20 protein-coding genes, 1 pseudogene and 1 other annotated feature are annotated in these 19,835 nt (G+C 60.5%); of the genes and pseudogenes, 12 read left to right on the top strand and 9 right to left on the bottom strand.

Annotated features, from left to right (window positions below; translation table 11 throughout):
* The first annotated feature begins 22 nt into the window (after positions 1-22).
* The gene (locus AC4PR2_RS21855; protein WP_060423763.1) at positions 23-784 is read left to right on the top strand and encodes a YciK family oxidoreductase; all 762 of its coding nucleotides are present in this window, start codon (positions 23-25) and stop codon (positions 782-784) included.
* Positions 785-797: 13 nt separating this feature from the next.
* A complete protein-coding gene (gene cobO / locus AC4PR2_RS21850; protein ID WP_033647573.1) occupies positions 798-1,388 on the top strand; it encodes a cob(I)yrinic acid a,c-diamide adenosyltransferase in 591 nt (196 codons plus the stop codon).
* 38 nt (positions 1,389-1,426) lie between these two features.
* Here the strand turns inward: cobO and rluB are convergent, their stop codons facing one another.
* From rluB to rnm, 6 genes are all read right to left on the bottom strand, one after another.
* Positions 1,427-2,332 carry a 23S rRNA pseudouridine(2605) synthase RluB gene (rluB, locus tag AC4PR2_RS21845; protein ID WP_025303042.1) on the bottom strand — a complete coding sequence of 302 codons (906 nt, stop codon included), beginning with the start codon at positions 2,330-2,332 and terminating at the stop codon, positions 1,427-1,429.
* A 195-nt stretch (positions 2,333-2,527) separates the two neighbouring features.
* Positions 2,528-3,022: a DinB family protein gene (locus AC4PR2_RS21840; protein ID WP_060439817.1), complete on the bottom strand. Its 495-nt coding sequence runs from the start codon at positions 3,020-3,022 to the stop codon at positions 2,528-2,530.
* A gap of 63 nt (positions 3,023-3,085) precedes the next feature.
* Complete coding sequence (locus AC4PR2_RS21835; protein ID WP_100395698.1) at positions 3,086-3,892, bottom strand: alpha/beta fold hydrolase; 807 nt, start codon at positions 3,890-3,892, stop codon at positions 3,086-3,088.
* Positions 3,893-4,040: 148 nt separating this feature from the next.
* Positions 4,041-4,400 (bottom strand): Rap1a/Tai family immunity protein, encoded by a 360-nt coding sequence (locus AC4PR2_RS21830; RefSeq protein WP_016927523.1) that lies wholly within the window; start codon positions 4,398-4,400, stop codon positions 4,041-4,043.
* Positions 4,401-4,515: 115 nt separating this feature from the next.
* Positions 4,516-5,136 carry an L-threonylcarbamoyladenylate synthase gene (locus tag AC4PR2_RS21825; RefSeq protein ID WP_049232951.1) on the bottom strand — a complete coding sequence of 207 codons (621 nt, stop codon included), beginning with the start codon at positions 5,134-5,136 and terminating at the stop codon, positions 4,516-4,518.
* Positions 5,137-5,183: 47 nt separating this feature from the next.
* Positions 5,184-6,065 (bottom strand): RNase RNM, encoded by an 882-nt coding sequence (rnm, locus tag AC4PR2_RS21820; RefSeq protein ID WP_330112819.1) that lies wholly within the window; start codon positions 6,063-6,065, stop codon positions 5,184-5,186.
* A gap of 252 nt (positions 6,066-6,317) precedes the next feature.
* Positions 6,318-6,421 (top strand) — a sequence feature (Trp leader region).
* Between the two features lie 24 nt (positions 6,422-6,445).
* On the opposite strand from rnm, the gene AC4PR2_RS21815 reads away from it, so the two are divergent.
* The 6 genes and pseudogenes from AC4PR2_RS21815 to AC4PR2_RS21790 all read left to right on the top strand — a co-directional run bounded on the left by AC4PR2_RS21815 (position 6,446) and on the right by AC4PR2_RS21790 (position 13,539).
* The gene (locus tag AC4PR2_RS21815; RefSeq protein ID WP_060423772.1) at positions 6,446-8,008 is read left to right on the top strand and encodes an anthranilate synthase component 1; all 1,563 of its coding nucleotides are present in this window, start codon (positions 6,446-6,448) and stop codon (positions 8,006-8,008) included.
* Positions 8,008-9,604, top strand: a pseudogene (trpD, locus tag AC4PR2_RS21810) (bifunctional anthranilate synthase glutamate amidotransferase component TrpG/anthranilate phosphoribosyltransferase TrpD). Before AC4PR2_RS21815 ends, trpD begins: the two are co-directional and overlap by 1 nt.
* A 3-nt stretch (positions 9,605-9,607) precedes the next feature.
* A complete protein-coding gene (trpCF, locus tag AC4PR2_RS21805; protein ID WP_492175456.1) occupies positions 9,608-10,969 on the top strand; it encodes a bifunctional indole-3-glycerol-phosphate synthase TrpC/phosphoribosylanthranilate isomerase TrpF in 1,362 nt (453 codons plus the stop codon).
* 41 nt (positions 10,970-11,010) lie between these two features.
* Entirely contained in the window at positions 11,011-12,201 is a 1,191-nt protein-coding gene (gene trpB, locus AC4PR2_RS21800) for a tryptophan synthase subunit beta (RefSeq protein ID WP_142110001.1), read from the top strand.
* Complete coding sequence (trpA, locus tag AC4PR2_RS21795; RefSeq protein WP_060439812.1) at positions 12,201-13,007, top strand: tryptophan synthase subunit alpha; 807 nt, start codon at positions 12,201-12,203, stop codon at positions 13,005-13,007. The genes trpB and trpA overlap by 1 nt, the downstream gene beginning before the upstream one ends.
* A 217-nt stretch (positions 13,008-13,224) precedes the next feature.
* Positions 13,225-13,539 carry a BON domain-containing protein gene (locus AC4PR2_RS21790; RefSeq protein ID WP_016927515.1) on the top strand — a complete coding sequence of 105 codons (315 nt, stop codon included), beginning with the start codon at positions 13,225-13,227 and terminating at the stop codon, positions 13,537-13,539.
* Positions 13,540-13,583: 44 nt separating this feature from the next.
* Here AC4PR2_RS21790 and ompW read toward each other — a convergent pair whose 3' ends face one another.
* Positions 13,584-14,216 (bottom strand): outer membrane protein OmpW, encoded by a 633-nt coding sequence (gene ompW / locus AC4PR2_RS21785; RefSeq protein WP_019452715.1) that lies wholly within the window; start codon positions 14,214-14,216, stop codon positions 13,584-13,586.
* Positions 14,217-14,502: 286 nt separating this feature from the next.
* Between ompW and AC4PR2_RS21780 the strand changes: the two genes are divergently transcribed.
* Together AC4PR2_RS21780 and AC4PR2_RS21775 are read left to right on the top strand one after the other, a co-directional pair.
* The gene (locus tag AC4PR2_RS21780) at positions 14,503-14,943 is read left to right on the top strand and encodes a YkgJ family cysteine cluster protein (RefSeq protein WP_060423779.1); all 441 of its coding nucleotides are present in this window, start codon (positions 14,503-14,505) and stop codon (positions 14,941-14,943) included.
* A gap of 34 nt (positions 14,944-14,977) precedes the next feature.
* Positions 14,978-15,730, top strand: coding sequence for a YciC family protein (locus AC4PR2_RS21775; protein WP_197804159.1), 753 nt, complete (start codon positions 14,978-14,980; stop codon positions 15,728-15,730).
* Between the two features lie 51 nt (positions 15,731-15,781).
* Here AC4PR2_RS21775 and AC4PR2_RS21770 read toward each other — a convergent pair whose 3' ends face one another.
* Complete coding sequence (locus AC4PR2_RS21770) at positions 15,782-17,485, bottom strand: SulP family inorganic anion transporter (RefSeq protein WP_038877273.1); 1,704 nt, start codon at positions 17,483-17,485, stop codon at positions 15,782-15,784.
* A 221-nt stretch (positions 17,486-17,706) separates the two neighbouring features.
* On the opposite strand from AC4PR2_RS21770, the gene AC4PR2_RS21765 reads away from it, so the two are divergent.
* Positions 17,707-18,246 (top strand): septation protein A, encoded by a 540-nt coding sequence (locus AC4PR2_RS21765; RefSeq protein ID WP_004932082.1) that lies wholly within the window; start codon positions 17,707-17,709, stop codon positions 18,244-18,246.
* 76 nt (positions 18,247-18,322) lie between these two features.
* Positions 18,323-18,751 carry an acyl-CoA thioester hydrolase YciA gene (yciA, locus tag AC4PR2_RS21760; RefSeq protein WP_004932085.1) on the top strand — a complete coding sequence of 143 codons (429 nt, stop codon included), beginning with the start codon at positions 18,323-18,325 and terminating at the stop codon, positions 18,749-18,751.
* A gap of 70 nt (positions 18,752-18,821) precedes the next feature.
* On the opposite strand, the gene tonB is transcribed toward yciA, so the two are convergent.
* Complete coding sequence (gene tonB / locus AC4PR2_RS21755) at positions 18,822-19,565, bottom strand: TonB system transport protein TonB (RefSeq protein ID WP_049271333.1); 744 nt, start codon at positions 19,563-19,565, stop codon at positions 18,822-18,824.
* Positions 19,566-19,835: the final 270 nt, after the last annotated feature.

The following is a 19,835-nucleotide window of genomic DNA, read 5'->3' as shown; positions in this document are numbered from 1 at the left end:
GCCACCCAGGCGAGGATTTATCGTGCATTACCAACCCAAACAAGATCTGCTCGAACAACGTATCATTTTGGTCACCGGCGCTGGCGACGGCATCGGCCGTGAAGCGGCGCTGACCTACGCGCGCTTCGGCGCTCAGCTGGTGCTGCTGGGGCGCACCGAGAGCAAGCTGCTGGCGGTACAACAAGAGATAGCGGCCCAGGGCGGCGCCCCGGCCCGGGTAGTGACGCTGGACTTGCTGCACGCCACTCCGGAGCGATGCCGGCAGATAGCCGACGATCTGGCGAGCCAGATCCCCCGCCTTGACGGCGTTCTGCACAACGCCGGCCTGCTCGGCGACATCGCGCCGATGGCCGACCTGTCGATGACCATGTGGCAAGAGGTGATGCAGGTTAACGTCAACGCCACCTTTATGCTGACTCAGGCGCTGTTGCCGCTGTTGCTGAAATCCCACGCCGGTTCGCTGGTGTTCACCAGTTCCAGCGTCGGGCGCACCGGCCGCGCAGACTGGGGTGCCTATGCGGTGTCGAAGTTCGCCACCGAGGGCATGATGCAGGTGTTGGCCGACGAGTATAAAAACCGCAACTTGCGGGTGAACTGCATCAATCCGGGCGGCACCCGCACCAAAATGCGCGCATCTGCCTTCCCGCACGAAGACAAGAACAAGCTGAAAACCCCGGCCGATATTATGCCGCTGTATCTGTATCTGATGGGCGAAGACAGCCGCCGCAAAACCGGCATGAGCTTCGACGCGCAGCCGAACCGTAAACCCGGCGCGGCCGAATAATATGGAGCGTTTCATGGCGGAAGATCGTCATCAACAGCGCCAGCAGCGCCTGAAAGAACAGGTCGATGCCCGCATCGCCGCCGCGCAGGACACGCGCGGCCTGCTGCTGGTGTTTACCGGCAACGGCAAGGGTAAAACCACGGCCGCCTTCGGCACCGTCACCCGGGCGGTTGGCCACGGCATGCGCGCCGGGGTGATCCAGTTCATCAAGGGCGAGTGGCCCAATGGCGAAAAAAACCTGCTGCAGCAACACGGCGTTGAATTCCAGGTGATGGCCACCGGTTTTACCTGGGAGACGCAGAATAAAGCCGGTGATACCGCCGCCTGTCAGGCGGTGTGGCAGCATGGCAAACGCATGCTGGCCGACAGCAGCCTGGATCTGGTGCTGCTGGACGAAGTAACCTACATGCTGACCTACGGCTATCTGGAACTGGAAGAGCTGAAGGCAGCGTTGCTGGAGCGCCCTGCGCACCAAACGGTGATCTTGACCGGGCGCGGTTGCCATCGCGATCTGCTGGAACTGGCGGATACGGTCACGGAGATGCGGCCGGTGAAACACGCGTTCGATGCAGGCGTGAAGGCGCAACAGGGGATCGATTGGTAACAAAAAGTTCTGGCCCCGAACGGGGCCAGAATGAGGGATTAGCTGCGTTTGCTTGGCTTGCCCGGTTTACCCGGCTTGCTGCCTGGCGCACTGCGGCGGCCGCTGCCGGCCACCTGAGAGTGGCGCTTGACCGCGCGGCGGATCTGGTTGGCCTTCACGCGGCGGCGTTCACGCTCCACCGGCATTTTGCTGACCGTTTCCGGCTTCAATTCCACCAGCTCGCGCAGGTAGTTGATCGCCGGCAGATCCAGCTCGGCCCAGCCGCCGCGCGGCAGGCCTTTCGGCAGATCGATGTCGCCGTAGCGCACGCGGATCAGGCGGCTCACCTGCACACCCACCGCTTCCCACAGGCGACGCACTTCACGGTTACGGCCTTCGGTCAGGGTCACGTTGTACCACTGGTTGAGGCCTTCTCCGCCCTGGAAGCTGATGGTGCGGAAGGCGGCCGGGCCGTCTTCCAGCTGCACACCCTTGCTCAGCTGCTTCACTTTCGCATCGTCAACCTGGCCGAACACGCGTACCGCGTACTCGCGCTCCACTTCACGGCTCGGGTGCATCAGACGGTTGGCCAGTTCGCCATCGGTGGTGAACAGCAGCAGACCGGAGGTGTTGACGTCCAGTCGCCCTACCGCCACCCAGCGCGAACCGCGCAGCTTCGGCAAGCGATCGAACACCGTCGGGCGGCCTTCAGGATCGCTGCGGGTACACAGCTCGCCTTCCGGTTTGTAGTAAGCCAGCACCCGGCAAACCACCTCTTCGGATTCTTTGATCGACAGGACATGACCGTCCAGACGAATTTTCATCGCCGGTGTCACTTCAACGCGATCGCCCAGCTTGGCGACCTTGCCGTCGACGCTGACGCGCCCGGCTTCAATCATGGTTTCGATTTCACGACGCGAGCCATGCCCGGCGCGCGCTAAAACTTTCTGTAACTTTTCGCTCATTGAGCAACCTCTAATGTCGCCTTCACAGGCGTCGGGGGGATAACCGCCGCGGCCAAGCGCCACCACGGTAATAATACGTTTATCAGGATCGAACAGCGCATTATACAGGCTTTCTAAGGTGTTGAAACCCACTTTATCGGTGGGTTTCGGCCACCGCATCTCCTGTCTGCGTTATGTTGGTATAGCGTTCGACGATTAAGCTACACCCCCATCGCGTACAAACACGGTCAAAACATCCTGTGGCGCTTTGACAGCACTTTCAGTAATCAGCCATCCCACCGCACCACGGTGGTAGCAGCCATGGTGTTCAACGTGCGCCAACATTTCCCGTCGCAGCATATCCCCAGGGCCGCCGTCGACGAAGGTAAAATGAATGCGCTCATCCAGTTGCGCTTCGCTCAGCGAAGCGATATACGCGAGGTAGCGACGATCGCTGGCCAACATCGCCTCTTCCAGCGCTTCCAACGTTGGGGTTTCTTGGGTGTTCAACGCCGTATAGCCATGGCGTTGTCCTTGCAAATTGGCGATAAAAATCTGATCGACGACATAGATATGATTCATCAAGCGAAGCATCAAATGACGCTGCTTAGGCCAAGCATCGGCGTCCACTTTTCGAATGGCGGCGAAGGCCTCCGCATCCGCCCATTGCTTATAATTGAACAGTTGCTCCAAGTGCTTTTTCAATGACATTATGACCTCTTAATTCAGGGGTGCCGTAACGATTTCGACAGCCAGTATAATAGCGCCATCCTGTTATTTTAGGGCGATGGACAAAAAATCCTCCACCGCCCACAGCACCGCGTCGGGCCGTTCCAGAATGCCGAGGTGAGTACGAGCCTCCCCTAACCGTACCACGGAGAAAAACGGCTGCTCGGCGGCAAATGCCTGCTGCTGCCGCAGATAGTCGTCGCGGCGATCCAACGAGTAAATATGCCGGCACGGCGGCGGCGCGCTCATTCCCGCCAGGCGTTGCAGCGGCGAGCCGAATTGCCGGTAGGCCTGTTCGATGGCCACACCGGCGGCACGCCAGAGCCGGTAATCTTCCTGTGCCATCTCGACCTCCAGATGGCGTTTGACCCGATCGTGGCGGATGCCGCCCTGCCAGAAGTCGAACAAGGCGTCGCGCGCCGCCAGCCACTGCTGCGGCTGCTGCATACGGCTCACCGCCGTAAAGAACGCCGGTTCCGGCTGCGTCATGATCCAGTCGAGAAACACCATGCCCCGTATCCGCTGCGGCAACGCTTCGGCCAACGCCACCGCCAGCCAGCTGGCATGCGCCACCGACAGGGTGATCACGTTGTCCAAACGCAGCACCGTCAGCAGCTGACGCACATCTTCCAGCAAATCGTCCGCCGCCAGCGACATCCCCGCCGCTTTTGACGACAGGCCGTGGCCGCGCCAGTCGATGCTGATCACCCGATAGCGTTCGGCGGCCAGAGCGATGAACGGCTCAAATACGGTTTTCGGCTCGCACCAGCCGGGCAGCAACACCAACGTGAGCGGCCCTGAGCCGATATCCTGATAGTCGAGCATCATGTTGGCGCTGTGAAATGCGGTCATATTACCTCCTGCGCGTCTCTCCCCGACCCGTTCGGGAAATACCGACGGGGATAAGGTGACAGCGCAGCAGGCATTGATCTATTGAAGTTCGTGCGGAAAGAGTCCGAGCGCACCTTATGAAAAAATGCGCACGAATTGGAATAGGAACTTAATGGCGGACGCAGGGATAGGCGGCGCTTAACGCCAGCATGATCACCGACGGTGCGGAATAATGCAGCTGCTCAGGATGCTCGTTCAAATACTGCATCACCGCGTCGGCGGCTACGCCGATGCTCATCCCGGCTTCGGGGCAAATATTGCGATTGCCCTGCATGGAGTAGGTATCGAATACGCCGGCGACGTATCCCATGAACATGCCGCCATTCAGCGCTTCGGCCACGGTGGCTTCACCGCTTTTATTTTTTACGTAACCGCCGGATTCCGCCAGCAAACCGCTGCCCGAATAAAACCCCGCATTTGCCATTGAGGAAAATAATAAGGCCGCTAAAAAAGAAACCTGTTTAATCATTGCTGCGCATCCTGCCCATTATCAATTCTGAAGTATTCAAGAATAGCGGCTTTCATGCGAAATAGCGTCGCTTCAGCCGATTTTCAGACAATGGGCAAGGTGGCAACAATTGACATCAACGGAAAGGCGCCGCGTCACCCGCCCCTTCACGCACCACTTCCGGCGAGGATTCGGTCAGATCGATAACCGTCGTCGGCTGTTGGCCGAGGAAGCCGCCGTGGATCACCAGATCGACCACCTTGCCCAGGTGATCGCTGATCTCTTCCGGATCGGACTCGGCAAAGTCATTGCCCGGCAGCATCAGCGTGGTGGACATCATCGGTTCGTTCAGCGCCTCCAGCAGCGCCAATGCGATCGGGTTCGACGGCACGCGCAGGCCGATGGTTTTGCGCTTGTCATTCATCAGACGGCGCGGCACTTCTTTGGTCGCTTTCAGAATGAAGGTGTAGTTGCCCGGCGTATTGTTTTTGATCAGGCGGAACGCCGTATTATCGACGTGCGCATAGGTCGACAGCTCGGACAGATCGCGGCACATCAGGGTAAAGTTGTGGTTGCCGTCCAGCTGACGGATGCGGCAAATGCGCTCCATCGCCGCCTTCTCTTCCAGCATGCAACCCAGCGCATAGCCGGAATCGGTGGGATAAACGATCACCCCGCCCTTGCGCAGCACGTCAACCGCCTGGTTAATCAAACGCGGCTGCGGGTTGTCCGGGTGAATATAAAAAAGCTGACTCATGACTTGCTCCTAAAATGATGCCCGCGCGCGTTGCCACGCGCGTAAAATCAGACCGCCTCGCCCAGCTGCGGCCAATCGCGCCACACCGGCTCGACGCCGCCCGGCAGCCACAGTTTGCGGCCCAGTTCGATCCACGAACAAGGCTGATGAAAATCAGAGCCTTGCGAGGCCAACAGGCGGTAGTCCTGGGCGTATTTCGCCAATTGCGAGCGCTCATGCGGCGCCTGCTGACACTGCGCCACTTCCATGGCGTCGCCGCCGTGTTCGGCGAAATACGCCAGCAAACGTTTCAACCACTTCGCGGTCAGATCGTAACGGCCGGGATGTGCCATCACCGCCTGACCGCCCGATTGATGAATCGCATCAATGGCTTGTTCTATTGTACACCACTGCGGCGGCACGTAGCCGGTTTTGCCCTTGGCCAGGTATTTCTTGAACACCTGCGCCATGTTGTCCGCCACGCCTATCTCCACCAGGTAACGGGCGAAATGGCCGCGGGTCACCGCACCGGCCCCCGCCAACCGCTGGGCGCCGGCATAGGCGTCGAGAATGCGCGCCTTACCCAGACGCGCGCCGATCTCCTGCGCACGGCGATTGCGGCGTTCGGTTTGCTCCGCCAATAGCGCCACCAGCGCCGGGTGCGCGACGTCCATGCCCAATCCAACGATATGGATCTCATGATTTTCCCACAGCGTCGAGATTTCCACCCCGTTGACCAACCGCAGCGGCAACGCCTGCTCCGCAATGGCGGCGGCGGCCTCGGCCAACCCGGCGGTGGTATCGTGATCGGTGATCGCCAGCACGCCCACGCGCATCTCGACCGCCCGCTGCACCAGCTGCGTCGGCGTCAGGTAGCCGTCGGAGGCGGTCGTGTGGCTGTGGAGGTCGTACAGAGTAAAAGCGGTGGATTGGGGGTTACTGTCTGTCAAAACGGCTATCCGGCAATGGCTTGGATTTCTATCATACCTGCGATCGGCGGCCGGACGGAAATCTATTCTGCCCTGGCCGCAGGCGCCGGGCGGATGATGAATAGAATTCACGCTGACCGCTAAAACATTGTGCAAAAAGAGGGTTGACTTTGCCGCCACGAACCAGTTAACTAGTACACAAGTTCACGGCAACGGCCGTGTCAGATGAGCGTTAACAGAGAGAGTCGGCAAATGAACAACTATATTTCTCTTCACGGTTGGTGGCGTACCTCCCTCTTGCGGGCGGTGTAATCGCGCATAGCTGTCATCTGACAATGCAGATTTCCTGAGCCCGCACCTGATGCGGGCTTTTTTATGGACAGAATTCACTGGAACCACCGATGATGAACACCAAACCACAACTGACATTGCTGAAGGCGCAAGCCAGCTACCGGGGCGACCCCACCACCATTTTCCACCAGCTGTGCGGTGCCCGTCCGGCCACCCTGCTGCTGGAATCGGCGGAAATCAACAGTAAACAGAATCTGCAGAGCCTGCTGGTGATTGACAGCGCGCTGCGCATTACCGCACTGGGTCATACCGTCAGCGTGCAGGCGCTGACCGCCAACGGCGCAGCGCTGCTGCCGCTGCTGGACGAAGCGCTGCCGCCCGAGGTGCGCAATCAGGCGCGCCCCAACGGCCGCGAACTGACCTTCCCGGCGATCGACGCGGTGCAGGACGAAGACGCCCGCTTGCGCTCACTGTCGGTGTTCGATGCGCTGCGCACGCTGCTGACCCTGGTGGACTCCCCGGCGGACGAGCGCGAAGCCGTGATGCTGGGCGGCCTGTTCGCCTACGATTTGGTCGCCGGTTTCGAAGACCTGCCGGCGCTGCGCCAGGATCAGCGCTGCCCGGATTTCTGCTTCTATCTGGCGGAAACCCTGCTGGTGCTGGATCACCAACGCGGTACGGCCCGTCTGCAGGCCAGCGTCTTCAGCGAGCAGGCGAGTGAAGCGCAGCGTTTGCAGCAACGTCTGGAACAGCTGCAGACCGAGTTGCAACAAACCCCGCAGCCGATCCCGCATCAAACGCTGGAGAACATGCAGCTGAGCTGCAACCAGAGCGACGAAGAGTACGGCGCGGTGGTCAGCGGGCTGCAAGAGGCTATCCGTCAGGGCGAGATTTTCCAGGTGGTGCCGTCGCGCCGCTTCTCCCTGCCGTGCCCGGCGCCGCTGGCGGCCTACCAGACCTTGAAAGACAACAACCCCAGCCCGTACATGTTCTTCATGCAGGATGATGACTTCACCCTGTTCGGCGCTTCACCGGAGAGCGCGTTGAAATACGACGCGGGCAATCGCCAAATCGAAATCTACCCGATCGCCGGCACTCGCCCGCGCGGCCGGAGTAAGGACGGTTCGCTGGATCTGGATCTCGACAGCCGCATCGAGCTGGAAATGCGCACCGACCACAAAGAGCTGGCCGAGCACCTGATGCTGGTCGATCTGGCGCGCAACGATCTGGCGCGCATCTGCCAGGCCGGCAGCCGCTACGTGGCCGACCTGACCAAGGTGGACCGCTATTCGTTCGTCATGCATCTGGTTTCCCGGGTGGTGGGCACTCTGCGCGCCGATCTCGACGTGCTGCACGCCTACCAGGCCTGTATGAACATGGGCACCCTGAGCGGCGCGCCGAAAGTGCGGGCGATGCAGCTGATCGCCGCCTCCGAAGGCACACGCCGCGGCAGCTACGGCGGCGCGGTGGGCTACTTCACCGCCACCGGCGATCTGGATACCTGCATCGTCATCCGTTCCGCCTACGTTGAAGACGGCATCGCCACCGTGCAGGCCGGCGCCGGCGTGGTGCTGGATTCCATCCCGCAGGCAGAAGCCGACGAAACCCGTAATAAAGCCCGTGCCGTGCTGCGCGCCATCGCCACTGCGCACCATGCCAAGGAGGTGTTCTGATGGCCGATATCCTGTTGCTCGACAACGTCGACTCCTTTACCTACAACCTGGTCGATCAGCTGCGCGCCAGCGGCCACCAGGTGGTGATTTACCGTAACCAGATCGCCGCCGAGGTGATCATCGAACGCCTGGAACACATGACCCAGCCGGTGCTGATGCTGTCGCCCGGCCCCGGCACGCCGTCCGAAGCGGGCTGCATGCCGGAACTGCTGCAGCGCCTGCGCGGCCGGCTGCCGATCATCGGCATCTGCCTCGGTCACCAGGCGATCGTCGAAGCCTACGGCGGCCAGGTCGGCCAGGCGGGCGAGATCCTGCACGGCAAAGCCTCGGCAATCGTTCACGATGGCGCAGGCATGTTCGCCGGCATGGCTAACCCCCTGCCGGTGGCGCGCTACCACTCGCTGGTCGGCAGCAATATCCCGGCCGATCTTACCGTCAACGCCCGTTTCGGCGAGATGGTGATGGCGGTGCGCGACGACCGTCGCCGCGTGTGCGGCTTCCAGTTCCACCCGGAATCGATTCTGACCACCCACGGCGCGCGCCTGCTTGAGCAGACCCTGGCCTGGGCGCTGGCGAAGTAATATAAGGAACACGACGATGCAACCTATTCTTGAGAAACTGTACCGCGCCGAGTCGATGAGCCAGCAGGAAAGCCAACAGCTGTTCAGCGCCATCGTGCGCGGCGAACTGGAGCCGAGCCAACTGGCGGCGGCGTTGATCAGCATGAAAGTCCGCGGCGAGCGCCCGGAAGAGATTGCCGGCGCCGCCAAAGCGCTGCTGGACGACGCTCAGCCGTTCCCGCGTCCTGACTACCCGTTCGCCGATATCGTCGGCACCGGCGGCGACGGCACCAACAGCATCAATATTTCCACCGCCAGCGCCTTCGTGGCGGCGGCGTGCGGCGCGAAGATCGCCAAGCACGGCAACCGCAGCGTTTCCAGCCGCTCCGGCTCCTCAGATCTGCTCGCGGCGTTCGGCATCCGTCTGGATCTACCGGCGGAAGAAGCGCGCAAGGCGCTGGACGATCTCGGCGTGTGTTTCCTGTTCGCGCCGCAGTACCACACCGGTTTTCGCCACGCCATGCCGGTGCGCCAGCAGTTGAAAACCCGCACGCTGTTCAACGTGCTGGGCCCGCTGATCAACCCGGCGCGTCCGCCGCTGGCGCTGATCGGCGTATACAGCCCGGAACTGGTGCTGCCGATTGCCGAAACCCTGCGCGTGCTGGGTTATCAGCGTGCGGCGGTGGTTCACGGCGGCGGCATGGACGAGGTGGCGATCCACGCCACGACGCACGTGGCGGAATTGAACAACGGCGAAATCAGCAGCTACCAGCTCACGCCGCAGTCCTTCGGATTGGAAACCTATCCGCTGGAAGCCTTGCTGGGCGGCACGCCGGAAGAAAACCGTGACATTTTGGCGCGGCTGTTACAAGGTAAAGGCGAGCCGGCGCACGCCGCGGCGGTCGCGGCCAACGTCGCGTTGCTTCTGAAGTTATTCGGACATGAAGACCTGCGCCAAAATGCGCGGCAGGCACTGGATATGATCAACAGCGGGCAGGCCTATGAGCGTGTCATCGCACTGGCGGCAAGAGGATAAATGATGCAGGAAACCGTGCTACACAAGATTGTCCGCGACAAAGCGCAATGGATCGCGGCGCGACAACAGCAACAGCCCCTAGCCGGCTTTCAGAATGACATCGTACCGAGCGAACGCAGCTTCTACCACGCGCTGCAGGGCACCCGGACGGCTTTCATTCTTGAATGCAAGAAGGCCTCGCCTTCCAAGGGTCTGATTCGCGAGAACTTTGATCCGGTGGAGATCGCCACGGTCTATAAAGACTTCGCCTCGGCAATCTCGGTGCTGACCGACGAGAAATACTTCCAGGGCAGCTTCGATTTCCTGCCGCTGGTCAGTAAAACCGTCAGCCAACCGGTGTTGTGCAAAGACTTTATCATCGACCCGTATCAGATTTACCTGGCACGCTACTATCAGGCCGACGCCATCCTGCTGATGCTATCGGTGTTGACCGACGAGCAGTACCGCCAACTGGCGGCGGTGGCTCATAGCCTGAACATGGGCGTGCTGACCGAAGTGATCAGTGAAGAAGAGCTGCAGCGCGCGATCGCGCTGGAAGCGCGCGTGGTCGGCATCAACAACCGCGATCTGCGCGATCTGAGCATCGATCTGAACCGCACCCGTCAACTGGCGCCGCGCGTGCCGCATGGCGTGACGGTGATCAGCGAGTCGGGCATCAACAACTACGGGCAGATCCGCGAGCTGAGCCATTACGCCAACGGTTTCCTGATCGGCAGCGCGCTGATGTCGGAAGCCGATCTGCGCGCCGCCGTGCGCCGCGTGATCCTGGGCGACAACAAAGTGTGCGGCCTGACCCGTCCGCAGGACGCCGCCGCCGCCTATCAGGCCGGCGCCATCTACGGCGGGCTGATTTTCGTTGGGCGTTCACCGCGCTATGTGGACATCACCCGCGCCCGCGAAGTGATCTCCGGCGCGCCGCTGAAGTACGTCGGCGTGTTCTGCGACGCCCAGGTCGATACCGTGGCGTTGACCGTTGAGCGCCTCGGGCTGCATGCGGTGCAATTGCACGGCGCGGAAGACCAGGCCTATATCAGCGCCCTGCGCGCCCGCCTGCCGGCCGATTGCCGCATCTGGAAGGCGCTGAGCGTGAAAGATCGGGTACCGGCACGCGATCTGCAGCATGTTGACCGTTATCTGCTCGACAACGGCGCGGGCGGCACCGGCCAACGCTTCGACTGGTCGGTATTGCAAGGCGAAGATCTGACTAACGTGATGCTGGCGGGCGGCCTGCGCGCCGACAACAGCGTCGAAGCGGCCAAGCTCGGCTGCGCCGGGCTGGACTTCAACTCCGGCGTAGAAAGCGAACCGGGCATCAAAGATCCCGCGCGCCTGGCCTCGGTCTTCCAGACCCTGCGCGCCTACTGAATACGGCTCTATATTAATAACGGATAATAACGGGAACTCTCATGACGCTGCTTAACCCCTATTTCGGCGAATTTGGTGGCCAATACGTGCCGCAAATTCTGATGCCGGCCCTGAAACAACTGGAAGAAGCCTTTGTCAGCGCCCAGCGCGATCCGGCATTTCAGGCAGAATTTATCGATCTGCTGAAGAACTACGCGGGCCGCCCGACGGCGCTGACGCTGTGCAAAAACCTCACCGCCGGCAGCAACACCAAGCTTTATCTGAAGCGTGAAGACCTGCTGCACGGCGGCGCGCACAAGACCAACCAGGTGCTGGGCCAGGCGTTGCTGGCCAAGCGCATGGGCAAAACCGAGATCATCGCGGAAACCGGCGCCGGCCAGCACGGCGTCGCGTCGGCGCTGGCCTGCGCGCTGCTCGGCCTGAAGTGCCGCATCTATATGGGCGCCAAAGACGTTGAGCGCCAGTCGCCGAACGTGTTCCGCATGCGGCTGATGGGCGCGGAAGTGATCCCGGTGCACAGCGGCTCCGCCACCCTGAAAGACGCCTGCAACGAAGCGCTGCGCGACTGGTCCGGCAGCTATGAAACCGCGCACTATATGCTCGGCACCGCCGCCGGCCCGCACCCGTACCCCACCATCGTGCGTGAATTCCAGCGCATGATCGGCGAAGAAACCAAAGCGCAGGTGCTGGAGCGCGAAGGCCGCCTGCCGGATGCGGTTATCGCCTGCGTCGGCGGCGGCTCCAACGCCATCGGCATGTTCGCCGACTTTATCGATGACGTCGACGTTGGGCTGATCGGGGTGGAACCCGCCGGTCTGGGCATCGAAACCGGCCAGCACGGCGCACCGCTCAAGCACGGCCACGTCGGCATCTACTTCGGCATGAAGGCGCCGATGATGCAGACCGCCGAAGGCCAGATTGAAGAGTCCTATTCGATTTCCGCCGGGCTGGACTTCCCGTCCGTCGGGCCGCAGCATGCCTACCTGAACAGCACCGGCCGCGCCGAATACGTGTCGATCACCGACGACGAAGCACTGGAAGCGTTCAAGGCACTGTCGCGCCATGAAGGCATCATCCCGGCGCTGGAATCCTCACACGCCCTGGCTCACGCGCTGAAAATGATCCGTGAAACGCCGCAGAAAGAGCAGATCCTGGTAGTCAACCTGTCCGGCCGCGGCGACAAAGACATATTTACCGTCCACGACATTTTGAAAGCACGGGGAGAAATCTGATGGAACGTTATCAGCAACTGTTCACGCGTCTGGAAAGCAGCAAGGAAGGCGCCTTCGTCCCGTTCGTGACGCTGGGCGATCCTAATCCGGCGCTGTCGCTGCAGATTATCGACACCCTGATCGAAGCCGGCGCGGACGCGCTGGAGCTGGGCATCCCCTTCTCCGATCCGCTGGCGGATGGCCCGACCATCCAAAGCGCGACGCTGCGCGCCTTCGCCGCCGGCGTCACGCCGACCCAGTGCTTCGAGATGTTGGCGGCCATCCGCCAGAAGCACCCGACCATTCCCATCGGCCTGCTGATGTACGCCAACCTGGTGTTCCATAAAGGCATCGATGCGTTTTACCAGCGCTGCGCCGAAGTGGGTGTGGATTCGGTGCTGGTCGCCGACGTGCCCTTTGAAGAGTCTGCGCCGTTCCGCGCGGCCGCCGCGCGCCACGGTATCGCACCGATCTTCATCTGCCCGCCGAACGCCGATGACGATCTGCTGCGTGAAATCGCCTCGCACGGCCGCGGCTACACCTACCTGCTGTCGCGCGCCGGGGTGACCGGCACCGAAAGCCGGGCTCAGCTGCCGCTGCATCACCTGGTGAACAAGCTGCGCGAGTATCACGCCGCGCCGCCGCTGCAGGGGTTCGGCATCTCCGAACCCGAGCAGGTGAAGGCCGCGCTGCAGGCCGGGGCCGCCGGCGCGATCTCCGGCTCGGCAATCGTCAAAATCATCGAACAGCACCATGCCAACCCGGCGGAGATGCTGACCAAGCTGGCGGCCTTCGTCAGCAGTATGAAGCGCGCCACCCGGGCGTGATCCTCTCCAGCGAGCGCCCCGCCGGCGCTCGCTTTAACAGCTTGTTTCCCCTCAAAGTTTATTCCATTTATTTACAGCAAAAATTTGAACAAACTCAGGTCTTGTCTCACAATGAACTTTGTTCGCTATGCATTTCTTCGTTTGATTTGGGGAATGCGCTCGCTGCGGCGAAAAACCGTAGCGAATTTCAACCATAACATTGCATGGAGAGTAATTTATGAAGCTGTTTAAAACCCTTTCAGCCTTGTGCATGGCAGCCGTTGTGGCGGTCGCGGTGAGCGCTTGCGCGCCGACGGCAAAATCTGAGGGAACAGGCGGTTATATCGATGACACCGTAGTCACCACCAAAGTGAAATCGGCGTTGCTGGCGGATAAAAACATCAAGTCGCGCGAGATCAGCGTGGAAACTTTTAAAGGACGCGTTCAGCTGAGCGGCTTCGTGACGTCAAGCGACGACGCCAACCGTGCGGTGCAGGTCACTCGTGGCGTGGCCGGCGTGAAATCGGTTGAAAACGTGATGCAGGTTAAATAATACCGACACAGGGAGGCGCAACGCCTCCCTGTTTGTGGCCATCATCAGAAGCGATAACCCGCCCCGAACATGAACACCCACGGATCCAGACGCGTATCGAAGCTGTGGTGCCCGCCATTCGCATCGTTGAAGCGAGTTTTGGTTTCGATGTTCATCCACCACACCGACATGTTCAGCATCCAGTGCTCATCCAGGTTGTAATCCAGGCCGGCCTGCGCCGCCACACCCCAGGAGTCTTTCAGGTCGAGGTTGCTCAACCCGGCGCTTTTGCCGTAGTCGTTGAACTTCTCGTCGAAGAAGGTGGTGTAGTTAACGCCGACGCCCAGGTAAGGCCGCAGTTTGTCCTGCTTGTCGCCGAAGTAGTATTGCGCCATCAGCGTAGGTGGCAATTGGTGAACGGTCGCCAGATCGGTGCCGCCCAGCGTAACCTTGTGGCGGAATGGCGTTGCGGCCAACAACTCAACGCCGATGTTGTCCGTCACCATGTATCCGAAGGTCAGACCGAGCTGGGTGTTGTTTTTCGCATCCAGCGAACCCAACCCCAATACGTTGTCCGAACCCGCATTTGGACGCACCGTCGCGGTGCCCGCGCGGAACAGGAAATCACCGGCCTGATGCGCACTTGCCAACATAGGCGCCATCATCGTCGCCAATACCACCAGAGTTGTCTTTTTCATTATCCATTCCATTTGTGTGGTTAATCACTCGAGGGGGAATATACCTACTTTCGGGTATTTGTGATCCCATCGGGATCACATCTTATGTGTAAAAATTTAAAATCCCACTAAAAACAAGGTTACCTAACCGCTTAATAAATCAAGGATTGATCTGCATCAAAAAATCGATTTTGTTGCAAATTATCTACATGTTCAAATTTCGGTTGCGGAGAAAAATGCGGCTGAGGTAATTTCATTTTCCGTGTTGGTTTTGGTTGGTGCCGTAAGGAGTCGGTGGGCAATCAAGATGAGCGAAATCCTTAATCCCTGTGTCAGCTGCGGCGCATGCTGCGGTTATTTTCGAGTGTCATTCTATTGGGCCGAAGCCGAAGACGGCGGCGGCACCGTTCCCCTTTCCTTAACGGAGCCTTTGAGCCCGTTCCTGCGCTGCATGCAGGGGACCAACAGCAAGTCCCCCCGCTGCAACGCGCTGGACGGCGAGATAGGCAAAGCCGTGTCCTGCTCGATCTACCTCAATCGGCCCAGCCCGTGCAGAGAGTTCGATCAGTCCGGCGAAAACGGCCTGCGCAACGAAGCCTGCGATCGCGCCCGGGAACGCTACGGGCTGCCGCCCCTGCCGGTGCCCCTGCCGCTCTCGCTGCCTGAGACGACGATCGTTGAAGAAATAGGCGTAGTGCAATTCGCGGGGTGCCACAGCGGCGTGGAACAGGGTACAATCACCCACTGATTTATCTCTGTTTTCCCGACGCCAAGGAGTCTGCATGCCTATCACGGCCAACGCTTTGTACCGTGACAGTTTTAACTTTTTACGCAACCAACTGGCCAGCATCCTGATGCTGGCGCTGTTGGCGGCGTTTATCTCCGTGCTGCTGAATCAGGCCTTCAGCCCCGATGCCGAACAGTTGGCGACGCTCGCTGCCACCACCAGCGATTTCGCTTCGTCTACCGGTATGGGCATTCAGGAAGTGATCCAGCAGATGACGCCGGAACAGCAGATGGTGTTGCTGAAAGTGTCGGCGGCCGCCACCTTCTCCGCGCTGGTCGGCAACGTGCTGCTGGTCGGCGGGATGCTGACGCTGATCCGTCTGGTGTCGCAAGGGGAACGCACCAGCGCCCTGCGCGCGCTCGGTGCCTCGGCGCCCGATCTGCCGCGTCTGCTGCTGCTGCTGTTTATCTGCACCCTGCTGATCCAGCTCGGCCTGACGCTGTTTGTGGTGCCGGGCGTGCTCATGGCGATCGCCTTCGCGCTGGCGCCGGTGATCGCCTCCGTCGACAAGAAAGGCGTGTTCGCTTCGCTCAAGCTGAGCAGCAAGTTGGCCTTCGCCAATGCGCGCGTGATCGTGCCGGCCATGATGCTGTGGCTGGCGGCCAAGCTGCTGGTGCTGTTTTTGGTGAGCCACCTGTCGGTGCTGACGCCGAACGTCGCCAGCGTGGTGTTGACCGCGTTGAGCAACCTGGTGTCTGCCCTGCTGCTGATCTACCTGTTCCGCCTGTACATGCTGCTGCGCGGCTAACGCCGACGCAACCAAAACCCAAGGGGCACGCTTCGGCGCGCCCCTTTTTATTTACCCCACCGTGGCGGCTTCCGCCTGCTCCTTACTCTGAATCAGCTTCAGTGCCAGATACAGGTCCGGCACCAAAATCAGCTCTTTGTCGCGCCCTAAGCGGTTGATGCGGAACCAGCGCGTCAGCTCGGTGCGGCGCCCCGCCAGCACCAGCTTAACATTACGCTGTAACAGGTCGCGTTTCAGCTCGTCGATGGCCGCCAGCACGCTGATATCGGCATGGGTAAAACTGGCTACCGCATCCACCACCACCCAGCGCGGCTGGAACGGCGTGCCGTCGACCAAATTGAGAATACGGCGTTTGAAGTACGCCACGTTGAAATAGGTCAGCGGCGAATTGAAGCGATACATCATGACGCCAGGCACCGCCTTCACCCCATTGTTGTTGCCCATGGAGTGGATCATGCCTTCGTCGTTGACGCCCAGCAGCTGCTCCGTCGGCCGGAAGACGGTGCGAAGAAACTGCATCAGCCCCAGCAACACCGCCAGCCCGATGCCGCTGATCACTCCCACCAGCAGCACGCTGAGGAAGGTAAACAGCGCCAGGCGAAACGCCTGCGCGTTGCGGCGGCGCAAAACCCAGATGCCGCGAATGTCCAGCAGCGACCAGGCCGCATACATCAGCACCACGCCCAATCCTGCCACCGGAATAAACTGCAGCGGCGCCATCAGGAACAGCAAGACGAAGGCGATGACCGCAGCGGCGATGACCGACACCAGCTGGCTCTTGCCGCCGTTGGCGTCATTCACCGCGGTGCGCGAGTCCGCACCGCTGATGGCGAAACCTTGCGACAGCGCGGAGACGATATTCACCAGCCCCAGCGCACGAAACTCGGCGTCGGCGTTCACCTCATAACCGTTCTTGGCGGCAAAGCTGCGGGCGGTGAGCATCATGCTGACAAAACTCACCACCGCCAGGTTGAGCGCCGGGATCACCATGTCGCGCAGCAAGCCGGGCTGGAAGTCCGGCCACTGGACGATCGGCAACACGCCGCTGAAACCGCCCACCGTCACCACGCCATGCTGCTGCAGGCCGCCGGCCCAAGTGACGAACGCCGCCAGCACGATGGCAAACAGCGGCGCCGGCCAGTTAGGCCGCCATTTTTTAAATCCGAGCAGCGTCACCAGCGTCAACAACGACACCGCCATCGTCAACCAGTCGCTGTGCAGCAGGTTGCCGGGCAGCGCGTAGATGCGCTCGATCAGCTGCGCCGGGCGCACCGTGAATCCCAACACCTTGCCGATCTGATCGACGATGATGGTGATCGCTACCCCGTTCAGCAGCCCGCTGAGGATCGGCCGCGACAGCAGATCCGCCAGCGCCCCCAGCTTGAACCGGCTGGCCAGCAGGCACCAGCCGCCCATCATCGCGGTCATCATGATGGTCAGCTGCCAATGGCGCTCCATATTACCCGCCGCCAGCGGCGTCACCACCGCGGCGATCACCGCACAGGTGGCGGCGTCGGGCCCGACGATCAGCTGGCGCGACGAGCCGAACAGCGCATAGGCCACCATCGGCAAGATACAGGAATAGAGCCCCACCACCGGGCTGACCCCGGCCAGCTCGGCATAGGCGATGGCCACCGGCAAGGCGACGGCGGCGACGGAAAGGCCGGCGCGAATATCCGGCTTGAGCCAGCTGCGTTGATACCCCAATAAATGCGTCAAACCCGGCGTCAAGGCCTGGAGAGATTTCCACTGCATGCTGTTTTCCGCGGTAAATTATCTGGTTATTATGACACTTACTATGCGGCCTGCGGCCCGCACTGGCAATGTGCCCGCGCTTTCTTGCGTAAGTTTATGCAAATTCCTGCTTTCGCGGCAGAAATCCGCCGGCCAAACGCCGATAATCGGCAACGCCCGGCGGTACACAGAGCTCGCCGAATCCGGTATAGTCGGCCGATGAACAGATGATGGATTGATTTATGAAGCAGTTTCTTGATTTCCTCCCGCTAATTGTCTTTTTCGCTTTTTACAAGCTGTACGACATTTACGTCGCTTCCGGCGCGTTAATTGTCGCCACCGCGCTGGCGCTGGTGTTCACCTGGGTGAAATACCGCAAGGTCGAGAAGATGACGCTGATCACCTTCCTGATGGTGCTGGTGTTCGGCACCCTGACGCTGGTGTTCCACAACGATTTGTTCATCAAATGGAAGGTCACGGTGATTTACGCGCTGTTCGCGCTGGCGCTGCTGATCAGCCAATGGGTGCTCAAAAAACCGCTGGTTCAACGCATGCTGGGCAAAGAGCTGACGCTGCCGGACAAAGTGTGGAGCAACCTCAACCTGGCCTGGGCGGTCTTCTTCCTGGCCTGCGGCCTGGCGAACATCTATGTCGCCTTCTGGCTGCCGCAAAGCGTCTGGGTCAATTTCAAAGTCTTTGGCCTGACGGTGCTGACGCTGGTCTTCACCCTCCTCAGCGGTATCTATATTTACCGGCACATGCCGGAAGAACAGAAAAAATAGTTACAAAATTGTTAATGCCTGCGGCGCTTGCCGCGGGCAGTATGATGTTATTCCCTCCTTTTAAAAGCAGACTGCTATGACACAACAACGACCTTTACCCAGCGGCGAGCTGGTGCTGCGCACGCTGGCCATGCCGGCCGATACCAATGCCAACGGTGATATCTTCGGCGGCTGGCTGATGTCGCAAATGGACATCGGCGGCGCCATCCAGGCCAAAGAGATCGCCGAAGGGCGCGTGGTGACCGTGCGCGTGGACGGCATGACCTTCCTGAAACCGGTGGCGGTAGGCGACGTGGTTTGCTGCTATGCGCACTGCATCCGCACCGGGCGCAGCTCGATCACCATCAATATCGAAGTGTGGGTCAAGAAAGTCTCCTCCGCGCCGATCGGCCAGCGCTACCGGGCGACCGAAGCGGTGTTCACCTATGTGGCGGTCGATGCGGAAGGCAACTCGCGCGCGCTGCCTGAGGGCAAAATGAATTTCCGCGTCGGCTTCGAAGAATAAGCCGGCGGCTGTACCGCAAATGCAAAAAGGGTCGCCGAGGCGACCCTTTCTTTTTGGGTGGTGACCGAACTCAGTTCACTTCGGTCGTGCCGTTCAGCTTGAAGCGGATGGTGACGGTGCGATCTTTCGCTTCTTTGGCCTCATAGCGCCATTTACGCATCGCCTGCTTCACTTCACGCTCGAACATATTGCGCGGCTCGGCCGACAAGATGCGCACGTTGCTGACGCGCCCGTCGCTGTCGATATCGAACTGTACCCGCACGTTGCCTTCGATCTGCAAAGCCTGGGCCCGCGGCGGATAGAGCGGATTGGCGCGGCTGATCGGTCTTGGCCCGACCTCGCGCGAGTTGCCCTGCACCGGCGCGGCAGGCGCCTGTTTCACCGGCGCTTTATCGATCGGTTTGGCCGGTGAATCGTTGTTGAACGGCGACGGCTCGCGCGGTTCGACCTTCTTCGGCTCCGGTTTAACCTGTTTTTCGACCTTCGGCTTCGGCTTAGGCTTCGGTTTCGGCTTGACCGGCTCGGGTTTCACGATCGCCTTCGGCGGCGGCTCCACGATAGGTTCCGGTTCTGGCTCCGGCTCAGGTTCGACCTGCGGTGGCTCCGGCTCGGCCGGCGCCGGTGGTGGCGGCTCGGCCATCGCGGCGGTGTTGACCATCATGACGCTGATCGGCGCGTCCTCTGGCTTCGGCAGCTCCACCACTTCTTTTACCGAAGCGTAAAGCAATCCCGCCACCAGGGCGCTGTGCAGGCCTACGGACAAGACGAAAGGCACGGATATACGGCGATTAAGGAACATCTTTTTTAGCGGCATAATGATTCTGTTTCCTCTGGTTCGCCAAGTTTAAATGCAAATAGCAATCATATTCAATAACGAAAGGCAAACTATCGCTTTAATCGTCAGTCTGCGCGGCTAAAACCAGCAAACTCATAAGGATATTAACCTCACCGTTGCTTTTTTATCGCCGGAACAACACGCTTCATTAACGTTTGGCCGGGCGTCAAAAAGTAAAAATCCGCCTTCATAGAAGGCGGCTTTGACTACGCCCCAGAGGGGCGCTCTAAGTTCGGACTCATAGAGCCC

This window comes from Serratia sp. A07 (assembly GCF_058725505.1).
Note: the sequence above shows the minus strand (reverse complement) of the source record. Positions and strands in the feature narration are given on the sequence as shown.